Source organism: Photobacterium sp. 53610 (assembly GCF_036409375.1).
GTDB lineage: Bacteria > Pseudomonadota > Gammaproteobacteria > Enterobacterales > Vibrionaceae > Photobacterium.
Window position 1 is genome coordinate 1 of the sequence record NZ_JAXOFS010000013.1, and the last position, 14,457, is coordinate 14,457.

At 55.2% G+C, this 14,457-nt stretch carries 16 protein-coding genes; 8 read left to right on the top strand and 8 right to left on the bottom strand.

The window, feature by feature from the left end:
- Positions 1–375 precede the first annotated feature (375 nt).
- The gene (locus SPK40_RS19990; RefSeq protein ID WP_330961666.1) at positions 376–918 is read left to right on the top strand and encodes a gamma carbonic anhydrase family protein; all 543 of its coding nucleotides are present in this window, start codon (positions 376–378) and stop codon (positions 916–918) included.
- Positions 919–920: 2 nt separating this feature from the next.
- Here the strand turns inward: SPK40_RS19990 and SPK40_RS19995 are convergent, their stop codons facing one another.
- From SPK40_RS19995 to tsaC, 4 genes are read right to left on the bottom strand one after another with little or no spacing between them, the layout of a single operon-like run.
- Entirely contained in the window at positions 921–1,184 is a 264-nt protein-coding gene (locus SPK40_RS19995; protein WP_248144770.1) for a DUF1488 domain-containing protein, read from the bottom strand.
- 9 nt (positions 1,185–1,193) lie between these two features.
- On the bottom strand, positions 1,194–2,033 hold the full coding sequence (gene aroE / locus SPK40_RS20000; RefSeq protein ID WP_330961667.1) for a shikimate dehydrogenase: 840 nt from the start codon (positions 2,031–2,033) through the stop codon (positions 1,194–1,196).
- A gap of 46 nt (positions 2,034–2,079) precedes the next feature.
- Complete coding sequence (gene hemF, locus SPK40_RS20005) at positions 2,080–2,982, bottom strand: oxygen-dependent coproporphyrinogen oxidase (protein ID WP_248144768.1); 903 nt, start codon at positions 2,980–2,982, stop codon at positions 2,080–2,082.
- Positions 2,983–2,989: 7 nt separating this feature from the next.
- Positions 2,990–3,547 carry an L-threonylcarbamoyladenylate synthase type 1 TsaC gene (tsaC, locus tag SPK40_RS20010; protein ID WP_330961668.1) on the bottom strand — a complete coding sequence of 186 codons (558 nt, stop codon included), beginning with the start codon at positions 3,545–3,547 and terminating at the stop codon, positions 2,990–2,992.
- 197 nt (positions 3,548–3,744) lie between these two features.
- Here tsaC and purE point away from each other — a divergent pair, with 197 nt between their 5' ends.
- Together purE and SPK40_RS20020 are read left to right on the top strand one after the other, a co-directional pair.
- Positions 3,745–4,233 (top strand): 5-(carboxyamino)imidazole ribonucleotide mutase, encoded by a 489-nt coding sequence (purE, locus tag SPK40_RS20015; RefSeq protein WP_330961669.1) that lies wholly within the window; start codon positions 3,745–3,747, stop codon positions 4,231–4,233.
- A gap of 2 nt (positions 4,234–4,235) precedes the next feature.
- Positions 4,236–5,357, top strand: coding sequence for a 5-(carboxyamino)imidazole ribonucleotide synthase (locus SPK40_RS20020; protein ID WP_248144765.1), 1,122 nt, complete (start codon positions 4,236–4,238; stop codon positions 5,355–5,357).
- 46 nt (positions 5,358–5,403) lie between these two features.
- Here the strand turns inward: SPK40_RS20020 and SPK40_RS20025 are convergent, their stop codons facing one another.
- Genes SPK40_RS20025 through SPK40_RS20040 form a run of 4 tightly spaced genes read right to left on the bottom strand, consistent with a single transcriptional unit; the run spans position 5,404 to position 8,282 of the window.
- Entirely contained in the window at positions 5,404–5,994 is a 591-nt protein-coding gene (locus SPK40_RS20025; protein WP_248144764.1) for a DNA topoisomerase family protein, read from the bottom strand.
- 32 nt (positions 5,995–6,026) lie between these two features.
- Positions 6,027–6,500 (bottom strand): DUF494 family protein, encoded by a 474-nt coding sequence (locus tag SPK40_RS20030; protein ID WP_036752600.1) that lies wholly within the window; start codon positions 6,498–6,500, stop codon positions 6,027–6,029.
- A gap of 2 nt (positions 6,501–6,502) precedes the next feature.
- Entirely contained in the window at positions 6,503–7,597 is a 1,095-nt protein-coding gene (gene dprA / locus SPK40_RS20035; RefSeq protein WP_330961670.1) for a DNA-processing protein DprA, read from the bottom strand.
- Between the two features lies 1 nt (position 7,598).
- Positions 7,599–8,282 (bottom strand): hypothetical protein, encoded by a 684-nt coding sequence (locus tag SPK40_RS20040; protein ID WP_330961671.1) that lies wholly within the window; start codon positions 8,280–8,282, stop codon positions 7,599–7,601.
- A 271-nt stretch (positions 8,283–8,553) separates the two neighbouring features.
- Between SPK40_RS20040 and def the strand changes: the two genes are divergently transcribed.
- The 5 genes from def (at position 8,554) to SPK40_RS20065 (ending at position 14,447) form a co-directional block, all read left to right on the top strand.
- The gene (gene def, locus SPK40_RS20045) at positions 8,554–9,063 is read left to right on the top strand and encodes a peptide deformylase (protein ID WP_330961672.1); all 510 of its coding nucleotides are present in this window, start codon (positions 8,554–8,556) and stop codon (positions 9,061–9,063) included.
- Between the two features lie 15 nt (positions 9,064–9,078).
- Positions 9,079–10,023 carry a methionyl-tRNA formyltransferase gene (gene fmt / locus SPK40_RS20050; RefSeq protein WP_330961673.1) on the top strand — a complete coding sequence of 315 codons (945 nt, stop codon included), beginning with the start codon at positions 9,079–9,081 and terminating at the stop codon, positions 10,021–10,023.
- A 135-nt stretch (positions 10,024–10,158) separates the two neighbouring features.
- Positions 10,159–11,457 (top strand): 16S rRNA (cytosine(967)-C(5))-methyltransferase RsmB, encoded by a 1,299-nt coding sequence (rsmB, locus tag SPK40_RS20055; protein ID WP_330961674.1) that lies wholly within the window; start codon positions 10,159–10,161, stop codon positions 11,455–11,457.
- A 161-nt stretch (positions 11,458–11,618) separates the two neighbouring features.
- Complete coding sequence (gene trkA / locus SPK40_RS20060; protein ID WP_036752583.1) at positions 11,619–12,995, top strand: Trk system potassium transporter TrkA; 1,377 nt, start codon at positions 11,619–11,621, stop codon at positions 12,993–12,995.
- Between the two features lie 6 nt (positions 12,996–13,001).
- The gene (locus SPK40_RS20065; RefSeq protein ID WP_330961675.1) at positions 13,002–14,447 is read left to right on the top strand and encodes a TrkH family potassium uptake protein; all 1,446 of its coding nucleotides are present in this window, start codon (positions 13,002–13,004) and stop codon (positions 14,445–14,447) included.
- Positions 14,448–14,457: the final 10 nt, after the last annotated feature.

The window sequence follows — 14,457 nt, forward strand, 5'->3', positions numbered from 1 at the left end:
TGTATCATTGTCGAGTGCCCACACAGATTGCATGGTCAAATTGTTAAAGAACTTTGTTTCTCGCTGAGTCTTGTGACTCAACTCTCGAAACGGGCGGCCATTCTATCGAATCAAAAGTCAGTGTCAAACACTTTTTTCAATTTAATTTCTTGCCGCTTACCTTTCCGTACCGAACCGCTTTGCTGCCGTTCCTCCGTGTCGGTGAGGCGGCATTATAGAGAGTTCGATCACATTGGCAATAGCGAATTTGAAATAAATTCGTCATTTTTGTTTAAGCGCGCATTATTCACACAACATCACAATTTTTCGATGGTATAAACACCGGAGAACTCACAAATTCAGTGAACATGCTCCGCAATAACCTGAGGTACAGCAATGCAAAACTCACTTCGCCCTTATCAGGGCATACGCCCAACAGTGGGGCAACAAGTTTATATCGACGCTTCCGCCGTTCTGGTTGGTGACATTCATTTAGCCGCCCACAGCAGCATCTGGCCATTGGTTGCTGCACGCGGAGACGTCAACTACATCAAGATAGGTGAACGCACCAATATACAGGACGGCACTGTTTTACATGTCACCCGTAAGAGCGGTGCTAAACCGGATGGCCATCCCTTAATTATTGGCGATGATGTGACAATTGGCCACAAAGCAATGCTGCATGGCTGCCAAGTTGGGAACCGGGTACTGGTTGGTATGGGTGCTATTCTGCTGGACGGTGCAATGATCGAAGACGATGTGATTATCGGGGCAGGGACATTAGTGCCACCCGGAAAAGTTCTGGAAAGCGGATACTTGTATGTCGGAAGCCCAGCCAAACAGGCAAGGCCGCTCACAGATGCGGAACGCGCCTTCCTGCCGCAATCGGCGGACAATTATGTTCGGCTGAAAGATGAGTATCTGAATGAAGCCGAATGACTTCAATCGATCATCACGTCGCCATCCTGATTAAAATCTTCATCATCAATCAGAGATTCAGCAAGCTCCTCCAAATCGAAGCGACAGCTGTTAAAGGCGGTTAATATAGCCGCCTCATCCGTCAGCACTTCACCGGTCTGCTTTTCTAGCCATGCCAGACGCACCCAGCAACGGATCAGCGCACCGGCCTGCTGCGCAGGAAAACATACCGCCTGACGCTCGCTGTCCCAAGTTTGGATATCAGCGAATAAGATGTCTTGATTCATAGTGACCCACTATTTTACTTGCAGTGTACGACGAAGTTCACGCAATACCTGTTCTGTTCCGGGGCGGATACCCCGCCACAAGAGAAAACTTTCAGCCGCCTGGCCCACCAGCATTCCAAGTCCGTCTATAACTTGACCTGCACCGAGTTCAGCCGCCCACTGGTTGAAGGTCGTTTCCTCCGGCCCATAGACCATGTCGTAACAGACCAGGCCAGGATGAACCAAAGCAGCAGGAATACCGGGGAGTGACTGACTCAGACTGGCGGATGTCGAGTTGATAATCAGATCAAAATGCTGATCAGCAGATAAAGCATCAAGTGCGATTGCAGAAACCTTTCCGTGCGAGGCAAACAACGCGGCCAGTTCTTCAGCTTTGGAAAGGGTACGGTTGGTCACCGTCAGGCTGGCAGGTTCCTGAGCCAGCAAAGGCAGAATCACACCGCGGGCAGCACCACCGGCGCCCACCAGCAGGATGCGCTTGCCTTTCATCTCAACCTGATTGCGCAGCAAGTCCTGCACCAAACCTTCACCATCAGTGTTATCACCAAGGATCCCGCCGTCATCCAGCTTTTTTAAGGTATTGACCGCACCCGCCAGACGGGCACGTTCGGTCAGCTGCGTCGCATAGCTAAAAGCCTGCTCTTTAAAAGGAACCGTGATATTGCAGCCACGGCCGCCACCGGCAAAGAACTGACGGGCTGCTGCCTGAAAGCCATCCAGCGACACCAATTGCGCTTCGTATGTCATCTCCTGAGCGGTCTGACGCGCAAACAGCGTATGAATGAAAGGCGATTTACTCTGGGCAATCGGGTTGCCGAACACAACGTATTTATCCGCGTCCTGACTCATGGCTGCAATTTCTTCCTTAACTTAAAGTTGCTTTCTTCTGTCTGGATTACCACTCACGCGGAGTGAGGTAATCGTACAACCGGGCTTCCTGAGAACCCGGCTCTGGCTGGTAACAATACTCCCAGCGTGCCAGAGGGGGCATCGACATCAGAATGGATTCGGTGCGCCCGCCGCTCTGTAAGCCAAACAGCGTACCGCGGTCATACACCAGATTAAACTCAACATAGCGGCCACGGCGATACAACTGGAACTCACGCTCGCGTGAGCCGTATGGGGTAGGGGCACGCTTTTCAACGATTGGCAGATAAGCGTCCAGATAACCCAGCCCAACCGCCTGCATGTAAGCAAAGCTTTTCTCAAAACCCCACTGATTCAGATCATCAAAGAACAGACCACCCACACCCCGGGTTTCCTGACGATGCGGCAGGAAGAAATATTTATCGCACCAGGCTTTGTGTGCTGCATAGACATCATCACCAAAAGGAGCACACAGGTCTTTGGCGACCTGATGCCAGTGCCGGCAGTCTTCCTCAAACGGATAGAAAGGCGTCAGGTCGAACCCGCCGCCAAACCACCAGACCGGATCTTCACCCTCTTTCTCGGCAATAAAGAAGCGGACATTGGCATGCGACGTCGGGATATAAGGGTTTTTCGGATGGATCACCAGAGAAACGCCCATGGCCTCAAAACGACGGCCAGCCAGCTCCGGACGATGTGCGGTGGCTGAGGCTGGCATCTGCGCCCCGTAAACATGTGAAAAGTTCACACCACCTTGCTCAAAGACTGCACCATCACGCAAAACACGGCTGCGGCCACCGCCGCCTTCTTCACGATCCCAGCTGTCTTCCACAAAACGGGCTTCACCATCCTGTGCTTCCAGGGCCTGGCAGATTTTATCCTGTAAATCGAGTAAGAACGCCTTCACGGCGTGTTTATTGACGTCTTGCATGCGTATGTTATCCCTGTCGGAAAATTTGTCCTGTGGCAGCATCGCGAATTTCGGACGGATTGTCACGGCCACCCGTCTCACCGTGCAAAATTGTATTCAGATGCGCTCCGAGTTGTGATTCCACTTCCTGCACATTGCGGCAAGGCGGCTCACCGGTCAGATTTGCGCTGGTCGATGTCAGTGGTTTCCCGAACGCCCGGCACAGCTGCTGCACCAACGGATGATCCGTCACCCGGACCGCAATCGTTGAAAACTGCCCTGTCAGAAACGACGGAACACCCGGTTTGGTTGGCATCACCCAAGTGACCGGGCCCGGCCAGGAGGCAAAAATCAGGGCCTTCTGGTCTTCAGTCAACTGGCTGTCATCCACATAAGGTGCGAGCTGAGCATAATCGGCCGCGATCAGAATCAGGCCTTTCTCTACCGGGCGCTGTTTCAATGCCAGCAGTTTGGCAACAGCCTCTGGGTTATCCGGATCGCATCCGACACCAAACACGGCTTCAGTCGGGTAGGCAATCACTTCACCTTGCTCGAGCGCGGTGACGACTTGGCTTAAATTATCCACACTATCCTCAATGTGTTGTCGCCGGATCAATGCGATGGCGACGGCTGATTTTCACTGGCTGCTATTTTAACCGAATCCCAGCGAACTGCACCTATTGCGCACCAGAGCGCGACGCAAACGTTTTCCTTAAGGAAAAATCTCCGTATAATGCGCCGCAAACCCTCTTGCCTGATTAACATGACCCTAAGGAGTTCGGGATGAAAGTCGGTATTATTATGGGCTCAAAATCTGACTGGCCAACCATGCAACACGCAGCTGAAATGCTGGATCGCTTTAATATTGCGTACGAAACCCGTGTGGTTTCCGCACACCGGACTCCACACCTGCTGGCCGAATATGCCGAAACCGCTCATCAGCGTGGTCTTTCAGTGATTATCGCAGGTGCCGGCGGCGCTGCACATCTGCCGGGCATGACTGCCGCATTCACCAGTCTGCCGGTCCTGGGCGTCCCGGTGCAGTCCCGCGCCCTGAAAGGCATGGATTCCCTGCTGTCGATTGTACAAATGCCCAAAGGGGTTGCTGTCGGCACATTAGCTATCGGGGAAGCCGGTGCAGCCAATGCCGGCCTCTTGGCAGCCCAGATTCTCGGTACCCAGGATGCAACAGTCATGGCCGCTATTGATGCATTCCGTAAAGAACAGACCGACACCGTCCTGAGCCAGCCGGATCCATCTGAGGACGCATAACCATGAAGAAGGTTCTGGTACTGGGCGCGGGTCAGCTGGCCCGCATGATGGCACTGGCTGGTGCTCCCTTGAATATCGAAGTCATGGCCTATGACGTGAATAACGGTCAGGTCGTCCATCCGCTGACGCTGGCACCGGTGCTGTCCGGACTGAACAATGCCATCGGTTATGCTGATGTCATTACCGCTGAATTTGAGCATGTACCGCATGATGTGCTGGATGCCTGCGAGGCCAGCGGTAAACTCAAACCCAATGCAGCCGCCATCAAAGCCGGTGGCGACCGCAGGATTGAAAAAGCTCTGCTGGATCAGGCTGGCGTGGCCAATGCCCGATACCAGTTGATCAGCACAGAAGCAGATTTGGCGCTGGCTGCAGAAACGATCGGCCTGCCACTGGTGCTGAAAAGCGCCCTAGGCGGCTATGACGGGAAAGGCCAGTGGCGCCTGAAAACAACGGAGCAGATCCCGGCCATCTGGCAGGACATTGCCGATTTCCTGACCCACGCACCGGAACAATCTATTGTTGCAGAGGCTTTTGTCCCTTTTCAGCGCGAAGTGTCGATGATCGGTGCGCGGAATGCAGCGGGAGATACCGCCATCTATCCGCTGACTGAAAACGTTCATACCGACGGCGTGCTCAGTCGCTCTCTGGCACTGGAAGAGCAGGGGGCTTTACAACAGCAAGCGGAGATGATGTTCAACGCTGTCGCTGCAACCCTGGATTATGTCGGCGTCCTCGCCATTGAGTTCTTTGACGTGAACGGCCAGCTGCTGATCAATGAAATTGCCCCGAGAGTACATAACTCGGGCCACTGGACGCAGCAAGGTGCAGATACCTGCCAGTTTGAGAACCACCTGCGGGCGGTCTGCGATCTGCCTCTGGGCAGCACAACACAGACTCGCAGCACTGTGATGCTCAATATTCTGGGAGAAGATACACTGCCGGCGGCGGTTCTCACCATTCCGGGCTGCCATCTCCACTGGTACGGAAAGGAAAAACGTCCGGGCCGTAAGATGGGCCACATCAATGTCACTGCAGCCAGTCATCCTGAACTGGTGCAGACACTGAACCAACTGGCTCAGATACTGCCTGCTGACAGTTTCCCGGTGGTCCGCCTCGGCTAAACCCTTTCCCCTGATATGTAAAAAGCCAGCAGAGCTGGCTTTTTCTTTAAATGTCATCCGCCTCAGAGGACGGCGTCGTTTCCGGTTCCGACTGATAATGACCGCATTTCCGATCGGCACACTGCAGTTTAGTGCCCCGGGCCAGCTTCTTCTCGATCAGCAAGCCGAAACCGCATTGCTCACAATGGCCGGGAACCGGCTGAAAATTGATCGCAAACCGGCAGGACGGATACTGATCACAGGCATAGAAGCGCTTGCCGTACCGGGATTTTCGCTCAACCAAATGTCCTGTTTTACACTCAGGACAAGTCATGTGGGTCTCTTCGGCCTTCTTCTCGGGCGAAGCCAGATAGTGGCAAGCCGGATACGCACTGCAGCCAATAAACATTCCGTAGCGGCCCTGGCGCAACACCAGCTCGCTGCCACAATCCGGACATGGCTGTCCCAGAGGTTTTACGATATGGCCGTCATTATGGTGCAAAGGCTTGATATAATCGCAAGCCGGGTATGCACTGCATCCCAGAAACGGACCATGTTTTCCGTGCCGTATGAACAGAGCCGCCCCGCATTGTGGGCAGGGCGTCTCATTGTGAGCAGGGTGGGTTGAAAACAATTCAGGATTAATCTTACTGGCCATACGTCAGGCCTTATCTCCTGTGAAAGTGGCGATTAATGCAGATAGCCGTCTTCTGCGCCGTACAGCAATTCTTCCATCTGGCTGTAGGCACTTTCGTTACCTGGTGCATTAAAGAGCACCATCAGAATAATCCACTTCAGATCATCGAGCACAAATTCGGCAGTTTCCAGCTCCATCACCCGGTCAATGACCATTTCGCGCGTTTCAGAGCTCAGCACATGGATCTGCTCAAGGTAGGTCAGAAAACCACGGCAGGCGACGTCCAGACGGTTCATCTCTTCCAGGGTATAAATACGGATTGATGTGACCGCACTGGTATTCATGTACGGTGTGTGGTCTGTATCCTGTAATGCCGCGAGTTTCTCCAGCCAGGTCAGAGCCTTATAGATATCTTCCTGATGAAAGCCCGCACGCAGCAACTCTTCAGACAATTCGTCCTGATCCACCATTAACTCAGCGTCGCTGTGAATATAGGTTTCAAACAGGTACATGAGTATATCCATCATGACTAGCCCCTCCTCGTTCTGATATAGCCACCGGGCACTGAAGTGACAACCCCTTGCAACTCTAACTCCAGCAGTTGCGTCATGACCTCATGAACTGGTTGTGCACAGCGTTCAGCAACCACATCTACGGGTGTTGCTTCATTGCCTACGTTAGCCAACACCGCATTAAATGGCAATTGCTCATTTTCAGGATGTGGCAGCGATACGCTCAATTGACTACTTTTTGCACAGCGGGTGAGTATCCCCACCTCCTCAAAGATATCGACCGGACTTTCCACCAGTTTAGCACCGGATTTTATCAAGGCGTTACAACCTTTGCTTCCGGGTGCATAAATCGACCCGGGCAGGGCAAAAACATCGCGATTCTGCTCCAGCGCATAGCGGGCCGTGATCAGCGAACCGCTCTTCAGCGCGGCCTCCACCACCAGCACGCCCACAGACAACCCGCTGATGATTCGATTACGGCGGGGAAAATGTTGCGGTCGCGGCGGCTCAGACGGCCAGAACTCTGACACCAGCGCCCCCTGTTCTGCAATTTGTGCCGCCAGTTCCCGGTGCCCGGCAGGGTAAATCCGCCCAAGACCTGAGCCCAGCACAGCCACCGTAGCCCCGCCGTTTTTCAGGGCACTGTGGTGGGCATGTCCATCAACACCCAGAGCCAGACCACTGGTCACCACATAATCAGCTGCAACCATGGCCGCGGCAAAATCCCGCGCGGCTTCCCGGCCGTCCAGACTGGCAGAGCGGCTGCCCACGATCGCCAACTGGGGTTCACTGAGCCAGCGGAGATCGCCCCGGATAAATAAAACCGGGGGCGGAGAGCTGATTTCTTTCAACAATCCGGGGTAAGCCGGATCTGTCAACACCAGCAGATGCTGATTCTCCTGCTCACACCAGCGTAAGGCTTCACTGAGGCGCTCTGGCTTCGGATGTCTAAGCAGAGCTATCTGCGATGCTTTCAGCCCCAGAGACAACAGTGCCTGCTCCGGCATGATCCGTAGTTCAGACACATGGCCGTGCTGTAACAGCCTCTCGATACGCTGTCCGCCCAGACTTGGTACGGCTGCTAAGGCCAACCAATCTTCAAGATGGCTCATCTCAGTGCGCAACCCAATGTGCCACATCGCCGGACCGGATCGGCCCCTGACTCCGGATCACCCGGGCTAGGCTGAACTGCTCCGAGGTATTCTTCACTTCAATCTCCGCCACCAGCGGCCGCCCCAACAAACCACGTTCAATCCGCCAGTATTGCCCCGGAACTAAGCCGTGCCTGGCCCCCCGGTCCAGTACCAGCCAGTCATCCGGAGCCAGATACGTGCGCGCCTGCAGTCCGCCAAGGACACGAACAGAAGATGGAGGGGTCGTGTCTGCTGCCTGCGGAAGCAATGCCGCTAACGACAGCAGACGGTCACCCGGGCGAACTTCCTGCAGCCAATCTGTCATCAGAAGACGGCTGCCTTGCGAATCACTGTCCGTCACCCTTACCCGGGCCACCGGAAGCATCCCCCAAACATCAGCGGTTGAATGAGAGTCCGGAACCATATCACTGAACGCCCGGGTCGGGCGGAACACGCCCCATTCGCTCCCTTTCGTCAGGATTTCCCTGACCAGCAGCCCGTCGTCACCAGCCAGATACCGGCGGCGGCTCAGCACAGGGACAATCCGCGGTGCCGCATCCAGCTGCGCCGCAGAGATCAGCCGGGCCTGTGACTCAGGGGATGCCTGCAAGTCACCAGCCCATAATGCCAGACAAAGAACGCCAATCTGATCCAGTTTTCTCATCTTACTTTTCCTGCTTCATCATCATCGTGCCGCAGGATGTCAGAGCTTTTTTCCGCTCGTCACCTCAGTCACGCCCCAGATCATTGCGGTTGCGGCTGGGGTCGCGCTTTCGGGTCATCATTTCAGCCCGCTTTCTTCTTTCTAACGGTCCGCCTCACAGCTGACAGCGCAACAGGGCCGAACGGCAAAGCTGTTCATTAAGGTCGAAAATGACTAGAATTAGAGCAAATACAGTTATTCTCCTTTTATATCTCTATTTTTACGGGAATCTATGTCTGTTCTAAACGTGTTAACTTTCCCTGATGAGCGCCTGCGCACGGTTGCTAAACCCGTCGAAGCGGTCACACCAGAAATCCAGAAAATCGTCGATGACATGCTGGAAACCATGTATGACGAAGATGGTATCGGTCTGGCGGCCACCCAGGTGGATTTTCATCAGCGAATCGTAGTCATTGATATCTCGGAAGAACGCAATCAGCCGATGGTGCTGATTAACCCTGAAATTCTGGAAAAACACGGCGAAGACGGTATTGAAGAAGGCTGCCTGTCTGTGCCGGGCGCCCGTGCCCTTGTGCCGCGTGCTGCTGAAGTCACCGTTCGCGCACTGGACCGTGACGGCAAGGAATTCACCTTCGAGGCCGACGACCTGCTGGCTATCTGTGTGCAGCACGAGCTGGACCATCTGGCCGGAAAACTGTTCGTCGATTACCTGTCGCCGCTCAAACGCCAGCGCATCCAGAAGAAACTGGAAAAAATGAAGCGTTATCAAGAGAAAGTCTGATCAGCCGAGGTTATCTTGAGTCAACCCTTACGTATCGTATTTGCTGGTACACCTGATTTCGCCGCCCGTCATCTGGCGGCGTTATTGTCTTCTCAGCATGAAGTCATTGCCGTCTACACCCGTCAGGACCAGCCTGCCGGTCGCGGTAAAAAACTCACGGCCAGCCCGGTCAAAAATCTGGCGCTGGAGCATCAAATTCCTGTTTATCAGCCGAAGACCCTGCGTGACGAAACTGCCCAGCAGGAGCTGGCAGCGCTGAATGCCGACATCATGGTCGTGGTAGCCTACGGATTGATCCTGCCGAAAGTCGTGCTGGAGACACCGCGTCTGGGCTGTATCAATGTACACGGCTCAATTCTGCCGCGCTGGCGGGGTGCAGCACCGATCCAGCGCTCAATCTGGGCCGGCGATGCTGAAACCGGTGTCACCATCATGCAGATGGATGAAGGGCTGGATACCGGCGATATGCTCAATATCGCCACACTGCCAATTGAATCGACCGATACCAGCGCGACCCTGTATGGCAAGCTGGCTGATCTGGGTCCGCAGGCACTGCTGACCTGTCTGGATGATATTGCGGCTGGCCGGGCTGTGCCTCAGAAGCAGGACGACGAGCAGGCCAACTATGCTGAAAAGCTCAGCAAGGACGAAGCAAAAATCGACTGGTCGATGGATGCCGCAGCGATTGAACGTTGCATTCGAGCCTTCAACCCATGGCCCATGAGCTTTTTTGAAGTAGCGGAGCAAAACGTCAAAGTCTGGCAGGCCGAAGTTGAAGCCGATAACCAGGGCCAGGCAGCCGGCACGATTTTATCTGCCGACAAGCAGGGCATTGTTGTCGCGACCGGCAAAGGCGCGCTGCGACTGGTCCAGCTTCAGCCACCGGGTAAAAAAGCCATGGCGGCCCAGGATTTGCTGAACTCCCGCCGCGAGTGGTTTACGCCGGGTACCGTGCTGTAATCTCCGGTTTCGGATCATCATCAGCCAGTGAACAGAATATCTGACTGTTTCACTGGCTTTTTCTTTCGCCGCTCCGGCGGCAGGATGGCAGTCAAACCACTGGCATCCGGTAGTCATCAAGTCAGGAACACATTCATGAATGTAAGAGCTGCTGCGGCCCAGGTGATTTATCAGGTTGTAGATCAAGGCCAATCGCTTTCGACGGCCCTGCCTGCGGCCCAACAAGAGATCAAACCCCGCGACCATGCCCTGCTGCAGGAAATCTGCTATGGCGTGCTGCGCTGGCTGCCGCGTCTGGAATCGGTGACTCAGGCACTGATGGATAAACCGCTCAAAGGCAAGCAGCGGGTCTTCCACCACCTGATCCTGGTCGGTCTCTATCAGCTGAGTTTTATGCGGATTCCGGCCCATGCTGCGGTGGCAGAAACCGTGGATGCGACCAAAACCCTGAAAAAGCCTCAGCTGCGCGGCCTGATCAACGCTGTACTGCGTAATTACCAGCGCCAGCAGGAGACACTGGATCAGCAAGCCATGAGCCACGATGCCGGCAAATACGGTCATCCGGGCTGGCTGCTGAATATGTTGCGGGCTCATTACCCGGAGCAGCTGGAAGCCGTCACGTCCGCCAACAATACCAAAGCGCCAATGTGGCTGCGGGTCAATCGCCGTCACCATACCCGTGACCAGTACCAAAGCTTGCTTGATGCTGCAGAGATCAGTGCCGCTGTTCATCCGCAGGCAGGTGACGCCCTGAAACTGGCCAGTGCCTGCGATGTCCAGCAACTGCCGGGCTTTGCCGAAGGCTGGGTGTCCGTGCAGGATGCTGCAGCCCAGTTAGCGGTCGATTACTTGCAGCCGAAGGCCGGCGAGCTGATCCTTGACTGCTGTGCCGCACCGGGTGGTAAAACCGCGCATATTCTGGAACGCGAACCGGGAGCCCGTGTGGTTGCGATCGACAGTGACGACCACCGCCTGCTGCGAGTCAAAGACAACCTGCAACGCCTGAAGCTAGACGCTGAAGTACTGTGTGCCGATGCACGTTTTCCGCAACAATGGTGGCAGGGGGAAGCGTTCGATCGGATCCTGCTCGACGCTCCCTGCTCAGCCACAGGTGTTATCCGTCGTCACCCGGATATCAAATGGCTGCGGCGGGCCGATGACATTGCCGCACTGGCAACGCTGCAGGCCGAAATTCTGGATGCGATGTGGCAGCAACTGAAGCCGGGCGGCACACTGGTTTACGCAACCTGCTCCATCATGCCGCAGGAAAACCGTGAACAGGTACTCGCCTTCCTGGCCCGCACCCCGGATGCAAGTCTGGCGGCTCGCGAAGACAATGGAAGCGACACAGCGCCGGGACGCCAGATCCTGCCCGGTGAATCGGATATGGACGGCTTTTATTACGCCGTACTGGAAAAACGTCCGTCAGTGTGAGTGACAGGGTGAAAGAAGCAGCATTGTTGACAAAATTGCAAAGTTAAGTCTTTGTGCAAACTGGCTAAAAATGCTGCTTCTCTCGCCAAGGCAGTGTACCCTAGGGCTTTTGCCCTTATTGGCAACTGTATCGATCTGAGACCATTTATCAGGCAACAGCTATGAAAATTATCATCCTTGGCGCAGGCCAGGTCGGCGGGACGCTGGCTGAAAACCTGGTCGGCGAGAACAATGACATCACCATTGTCGATTCCAATCCGGAGCGGCTGCGGGAATTGCAGGACAAGTACGATCTGCGGGTCGTGCAGGGCTATGCCAGCCATCCCCGTACCTTACGCGATGCTGGCGCCCAGGACGCAGACATGCTGGTGGCGGTGACCAATTCCGATGAAACCAACATGATTGCCTGCCAGATTGCTTTCTCGCTGTTCAACACCCCAAACCGGGTCGCCCGGATCCGCTCACCGGAATACCTCAAGGAAAAACATCAGCTGTTCCATACCGACGCCGTACCGGTCGATCACCTGATCGCACCCGAAGAACTGGTCACCGGATATATCGAACGTCTGATCGCCTATCCGGGGGCCCTCCAGGTGGTGGGCTTTGCCGATAACAAAGTCGGGCTGGTGGCAGTCAAAGCCTATTACGGCGGTCCGCTGGTGGGCAACGCCCTGTCGGCTTTGCGCGAACATATGCCGCATGTCGACACCCGGGTGGCAGCTATTTTCCGTCAGGGCCGACCGATCCGTCCGCAGGGAACCACCATTATTGAAGCCGATGACGAAGTCTTCTTCGTGGCGGCCAGCAACCATATCCGCTCCGTGATGAGTGAACTGCAGCGGCTGGAAAAACCCTATAAGCGCCTGATGATTGTCGGCGGCGGCAACATCGGAGCCGGTCTGGCCAAACGGCTGGAAAACAGCTATAGCGTCAAACTGATTGAGCGCAACCCGCAGCGGGCGGAAAGTCTGTCCGAAATGCTGACTAATACCATTGTGTTCTGCGGAGATGCATCGGATCAGGAGCTGCTGAGCGAAGAACATATTGAGCAGATTGACGTCTTCATTGCCGTCACCAACGACGATGAGGCCAATATCATGTCGGCCATGCTGGCCAAACGGATGGGGGCCAAAAAAGTCATGGTGCTGATCCAGCGCGGCGCTTATGTCGATCTGGTTCAGGGCGGCACCATTGATATCGCGATTTCCCCGCAGCAGGCAACCATTTCGGCCCTGCTGACCCACGTGCGGAAAGCGGATATCGTCAACGTCTCCTCCCTGCGCCGCGGAGCGGCCGAAGCGATTGAAGCCATTGCTCACGGCGATGCCACCACCTCAAAAGTGGTTGGGAAAGCCATCGGAGACATTAAACTGCCGCCGGGCACAACCATCGGGGCCATCGTCCGCGGCGATGAGGTACTGATCGCCCACGACCGTACCGTGATTGAGCAGGATGACCACGTGGTGATGTTCCTGGTCGACAAGAAGTACATCCCTGATGTGGAACGTCTGTTCCAGCCAAGCCCGTTTTTCCTGTAAGCAGCTATGGTCAATTTACGTCCCATTCTCTTCGTGATCGGGTTGGTGCTCTCCAAGATCGCCCTGTTCATGTATCTGCCCACCATACTGGCCTTCCTGACCGGTACGGGGGGATTTATCGATTTTGCTACCGCAGTCATCATCACACATATCGTGGCCTTTACCTGCCTCAGTCTGGGTAAAGTGAAAGAGTTCAAACTCGGGGTCCGGGATATGTTCCTGCTGACCACCCTGGTCTGGACGGTCGCCAGTGCGTTTGCGGCGCTGCCCTTTATGCTGATTAACCACATCAGCTTTACCGATGCCTATTTCGAAACCATGTCCGGGATCACCACCACAGGCTCCACGGTGCTGAGCGGACTGGATGACATGGCGCCGAGTATTCTGCTGTGGCGTTCAACCCTGCAATGGCTGGGCGGGATCGGATTTATCGTGATGGGGGTCGCCATCCTGCCAATGCTGAACGTCGGGGGGATGCGCCTGTTCCAGACCGAATCGTCGGACTGGTCGGAAAAAAGCTCGCCGCGGACCAAAAACGTTGCCAAGAACATTGTGACGGTCTATCTGAGTCTGACCCTCATGTGTATCCTGGGCTACATGTGGGCGGGCATGAACACCTTTGACGCCATCAACCATGCCTTTACGACGCTATCGACCGGCGGCTATTCAACGTCTGATGGCTCCATGAATCACTTTTCCCCGGCTGCACACTGGGTGGCGATCATCTTCATGTTTGCCGGTGGCCTGCCGTTTCTGCTGTTTGTACAGGCACTGCGAAAACGCCACCCGGGCGCTCTGTTCCGGGATGCCCAGGTGCGGGGATATACCATCACCATTGTGATCGTCAGTCTGATGGTCGCCATGTGGCTGTGCTGGCAGGATGGCTATGATTTCAACCACGCGATCCGGGTGTCCATGTTCAACATCATTTCCGTGGTCACCACCACAGGGTTTGGACTGGAAGATTTCACGGCCTGGGGGGCCTTCCCGACCGTTATTTTTGCCTTCATGATGCTGGTCGGCGGCTGCTCCGGTTCAACTGCCGGCGGATTCAAGGTCTTCCGTTTTCAGGTCGCGATTGCCCTGCTGCGCAAGCAGCTGATGCAGTTAATCCACCCGTCCGGGGTCTTTATCCAGCGTTACAACCAACGCCCGGTTACAGATGGCATCGTCCGTTCCGTGGTGGCCTTTGCCCTGACGTTCATCATGACCATCATCATTATTGCCGCGCTGCTGGCCATGCTGGGACTGGATCCGGTCACCGCCATCAGCGGTTCAGTCACGGCGGTCGCCAATGTAGGACCCGGCATGGGAACCGTCATCGGACCGACCGGAAATTTTGCGACGTTGCCAGATGCTGCGAAATGGCTGCTCAGCCTTGGCATGCTGATGGGACGACTGGAGATCCTGACTGTGCTGGTGCTGGCATTCCCGGCGTTCTGGAAAAACTGATCTGCTGAAT

Excerpts from the sequence above, each read along its gene's own strand:
- SPK40_RS19990 (WP_330961666.1), top strand. The coding sequence starts at position 376 with ATGCAAAACTCACTTCGCCCTTATCAGGGCATACGCCCAACAGTGGGG.
- SPK40_RS19995 (WP_248144770.1), bottom strand. The coding sequence starts at position 1,184 with ATGAATCAAGACATCTTATTCGCTGATATCCAAACTTGGGACAGCGAG.
- aroE (WP_330961667.1), bottom strand. The coding sequence starts at position 2,033 with ATGAGTCAGGACGCGGATAAATACGTTGTGTTCGGCAACCCGATTGCC.
- hemF (WP_248144768.1), bottom strand. The coding sequence starts at position 2,982 with ATGCAAGACGTCAATAAACACGCCGTGAAGGCGTTCTTACTCGATTTA.
- purE (WP_330961669.1), top strand. The coding sequence starts at position 3,745 with ATGAAAGTCGGTATTATTATGGGCTCAAAATCTGACTGGCCAACCATG.
- SPK40_RS20020 (WP_248144765.1), top strand. The coding sequence starts at position 4,236 with ATGAAGAAGGTTCTGGTACTGGGCGCGGGTCAGCTGGCCCGCATGATG.
- SPK40_RS20025 (WP_248144764.1), bottom strand. The coding sequence starts at position 5,994 with ATGGCCAGTAAGATTAATCCTGAATTGTTTTCAACCCACCCTGCTCAC.
- SPK40_RS20030 (WP_036752600.1), bottom strand. The coding sequence starts at position 6,500 with ATGATGGATATACTCATGTACCTGTTTGAAACCTATATTCACAGCGAC.
- dprA (WP_330961670.1), bottom strand. The coding sequence starts at position 7,597 with ATGAGCCATCTTGAAGATTGGTTGGCCTTAGCAGCCGTACCAAGTCTG.
- SPK40_RS20040 (WP_330961671.1), bottom strand. The coding sequence starts at position 8,282 with ATGAGAAAACTGGATCAGATTGGCGTTCTTTGTCTGGCATTATGGGCT.
- def (WP_330961672.1), top strand. The coding sequence starts at position 8,554 with ATGTCTGTTCTAAACGTGTTAACTTTCCCTGATGAGCGCCTGCGCACG.
- rsmB (WP_330961674.1), top strand. The coding sequence starts at position 10,159 with ATGAATGTAAGAGCTGCTGCGGCCCAGGTGATTTATCAGGTTGTAGAT.
- trkA (WP_036752583.1), top strand. The coding sequence starts at position 11,619 with ATGAAAATTATCATCCTTGGCGCAGGCCAGGTCGGCGGGACGCTGGCT.
- SPK40_RS20065 (WP_330961675.1), top strand. The coding sequence starts at position 13,002 with ATGGTCAATTTACGTCCCATTCTCTTCGTGATCGGGTTGGTGCTCTCC.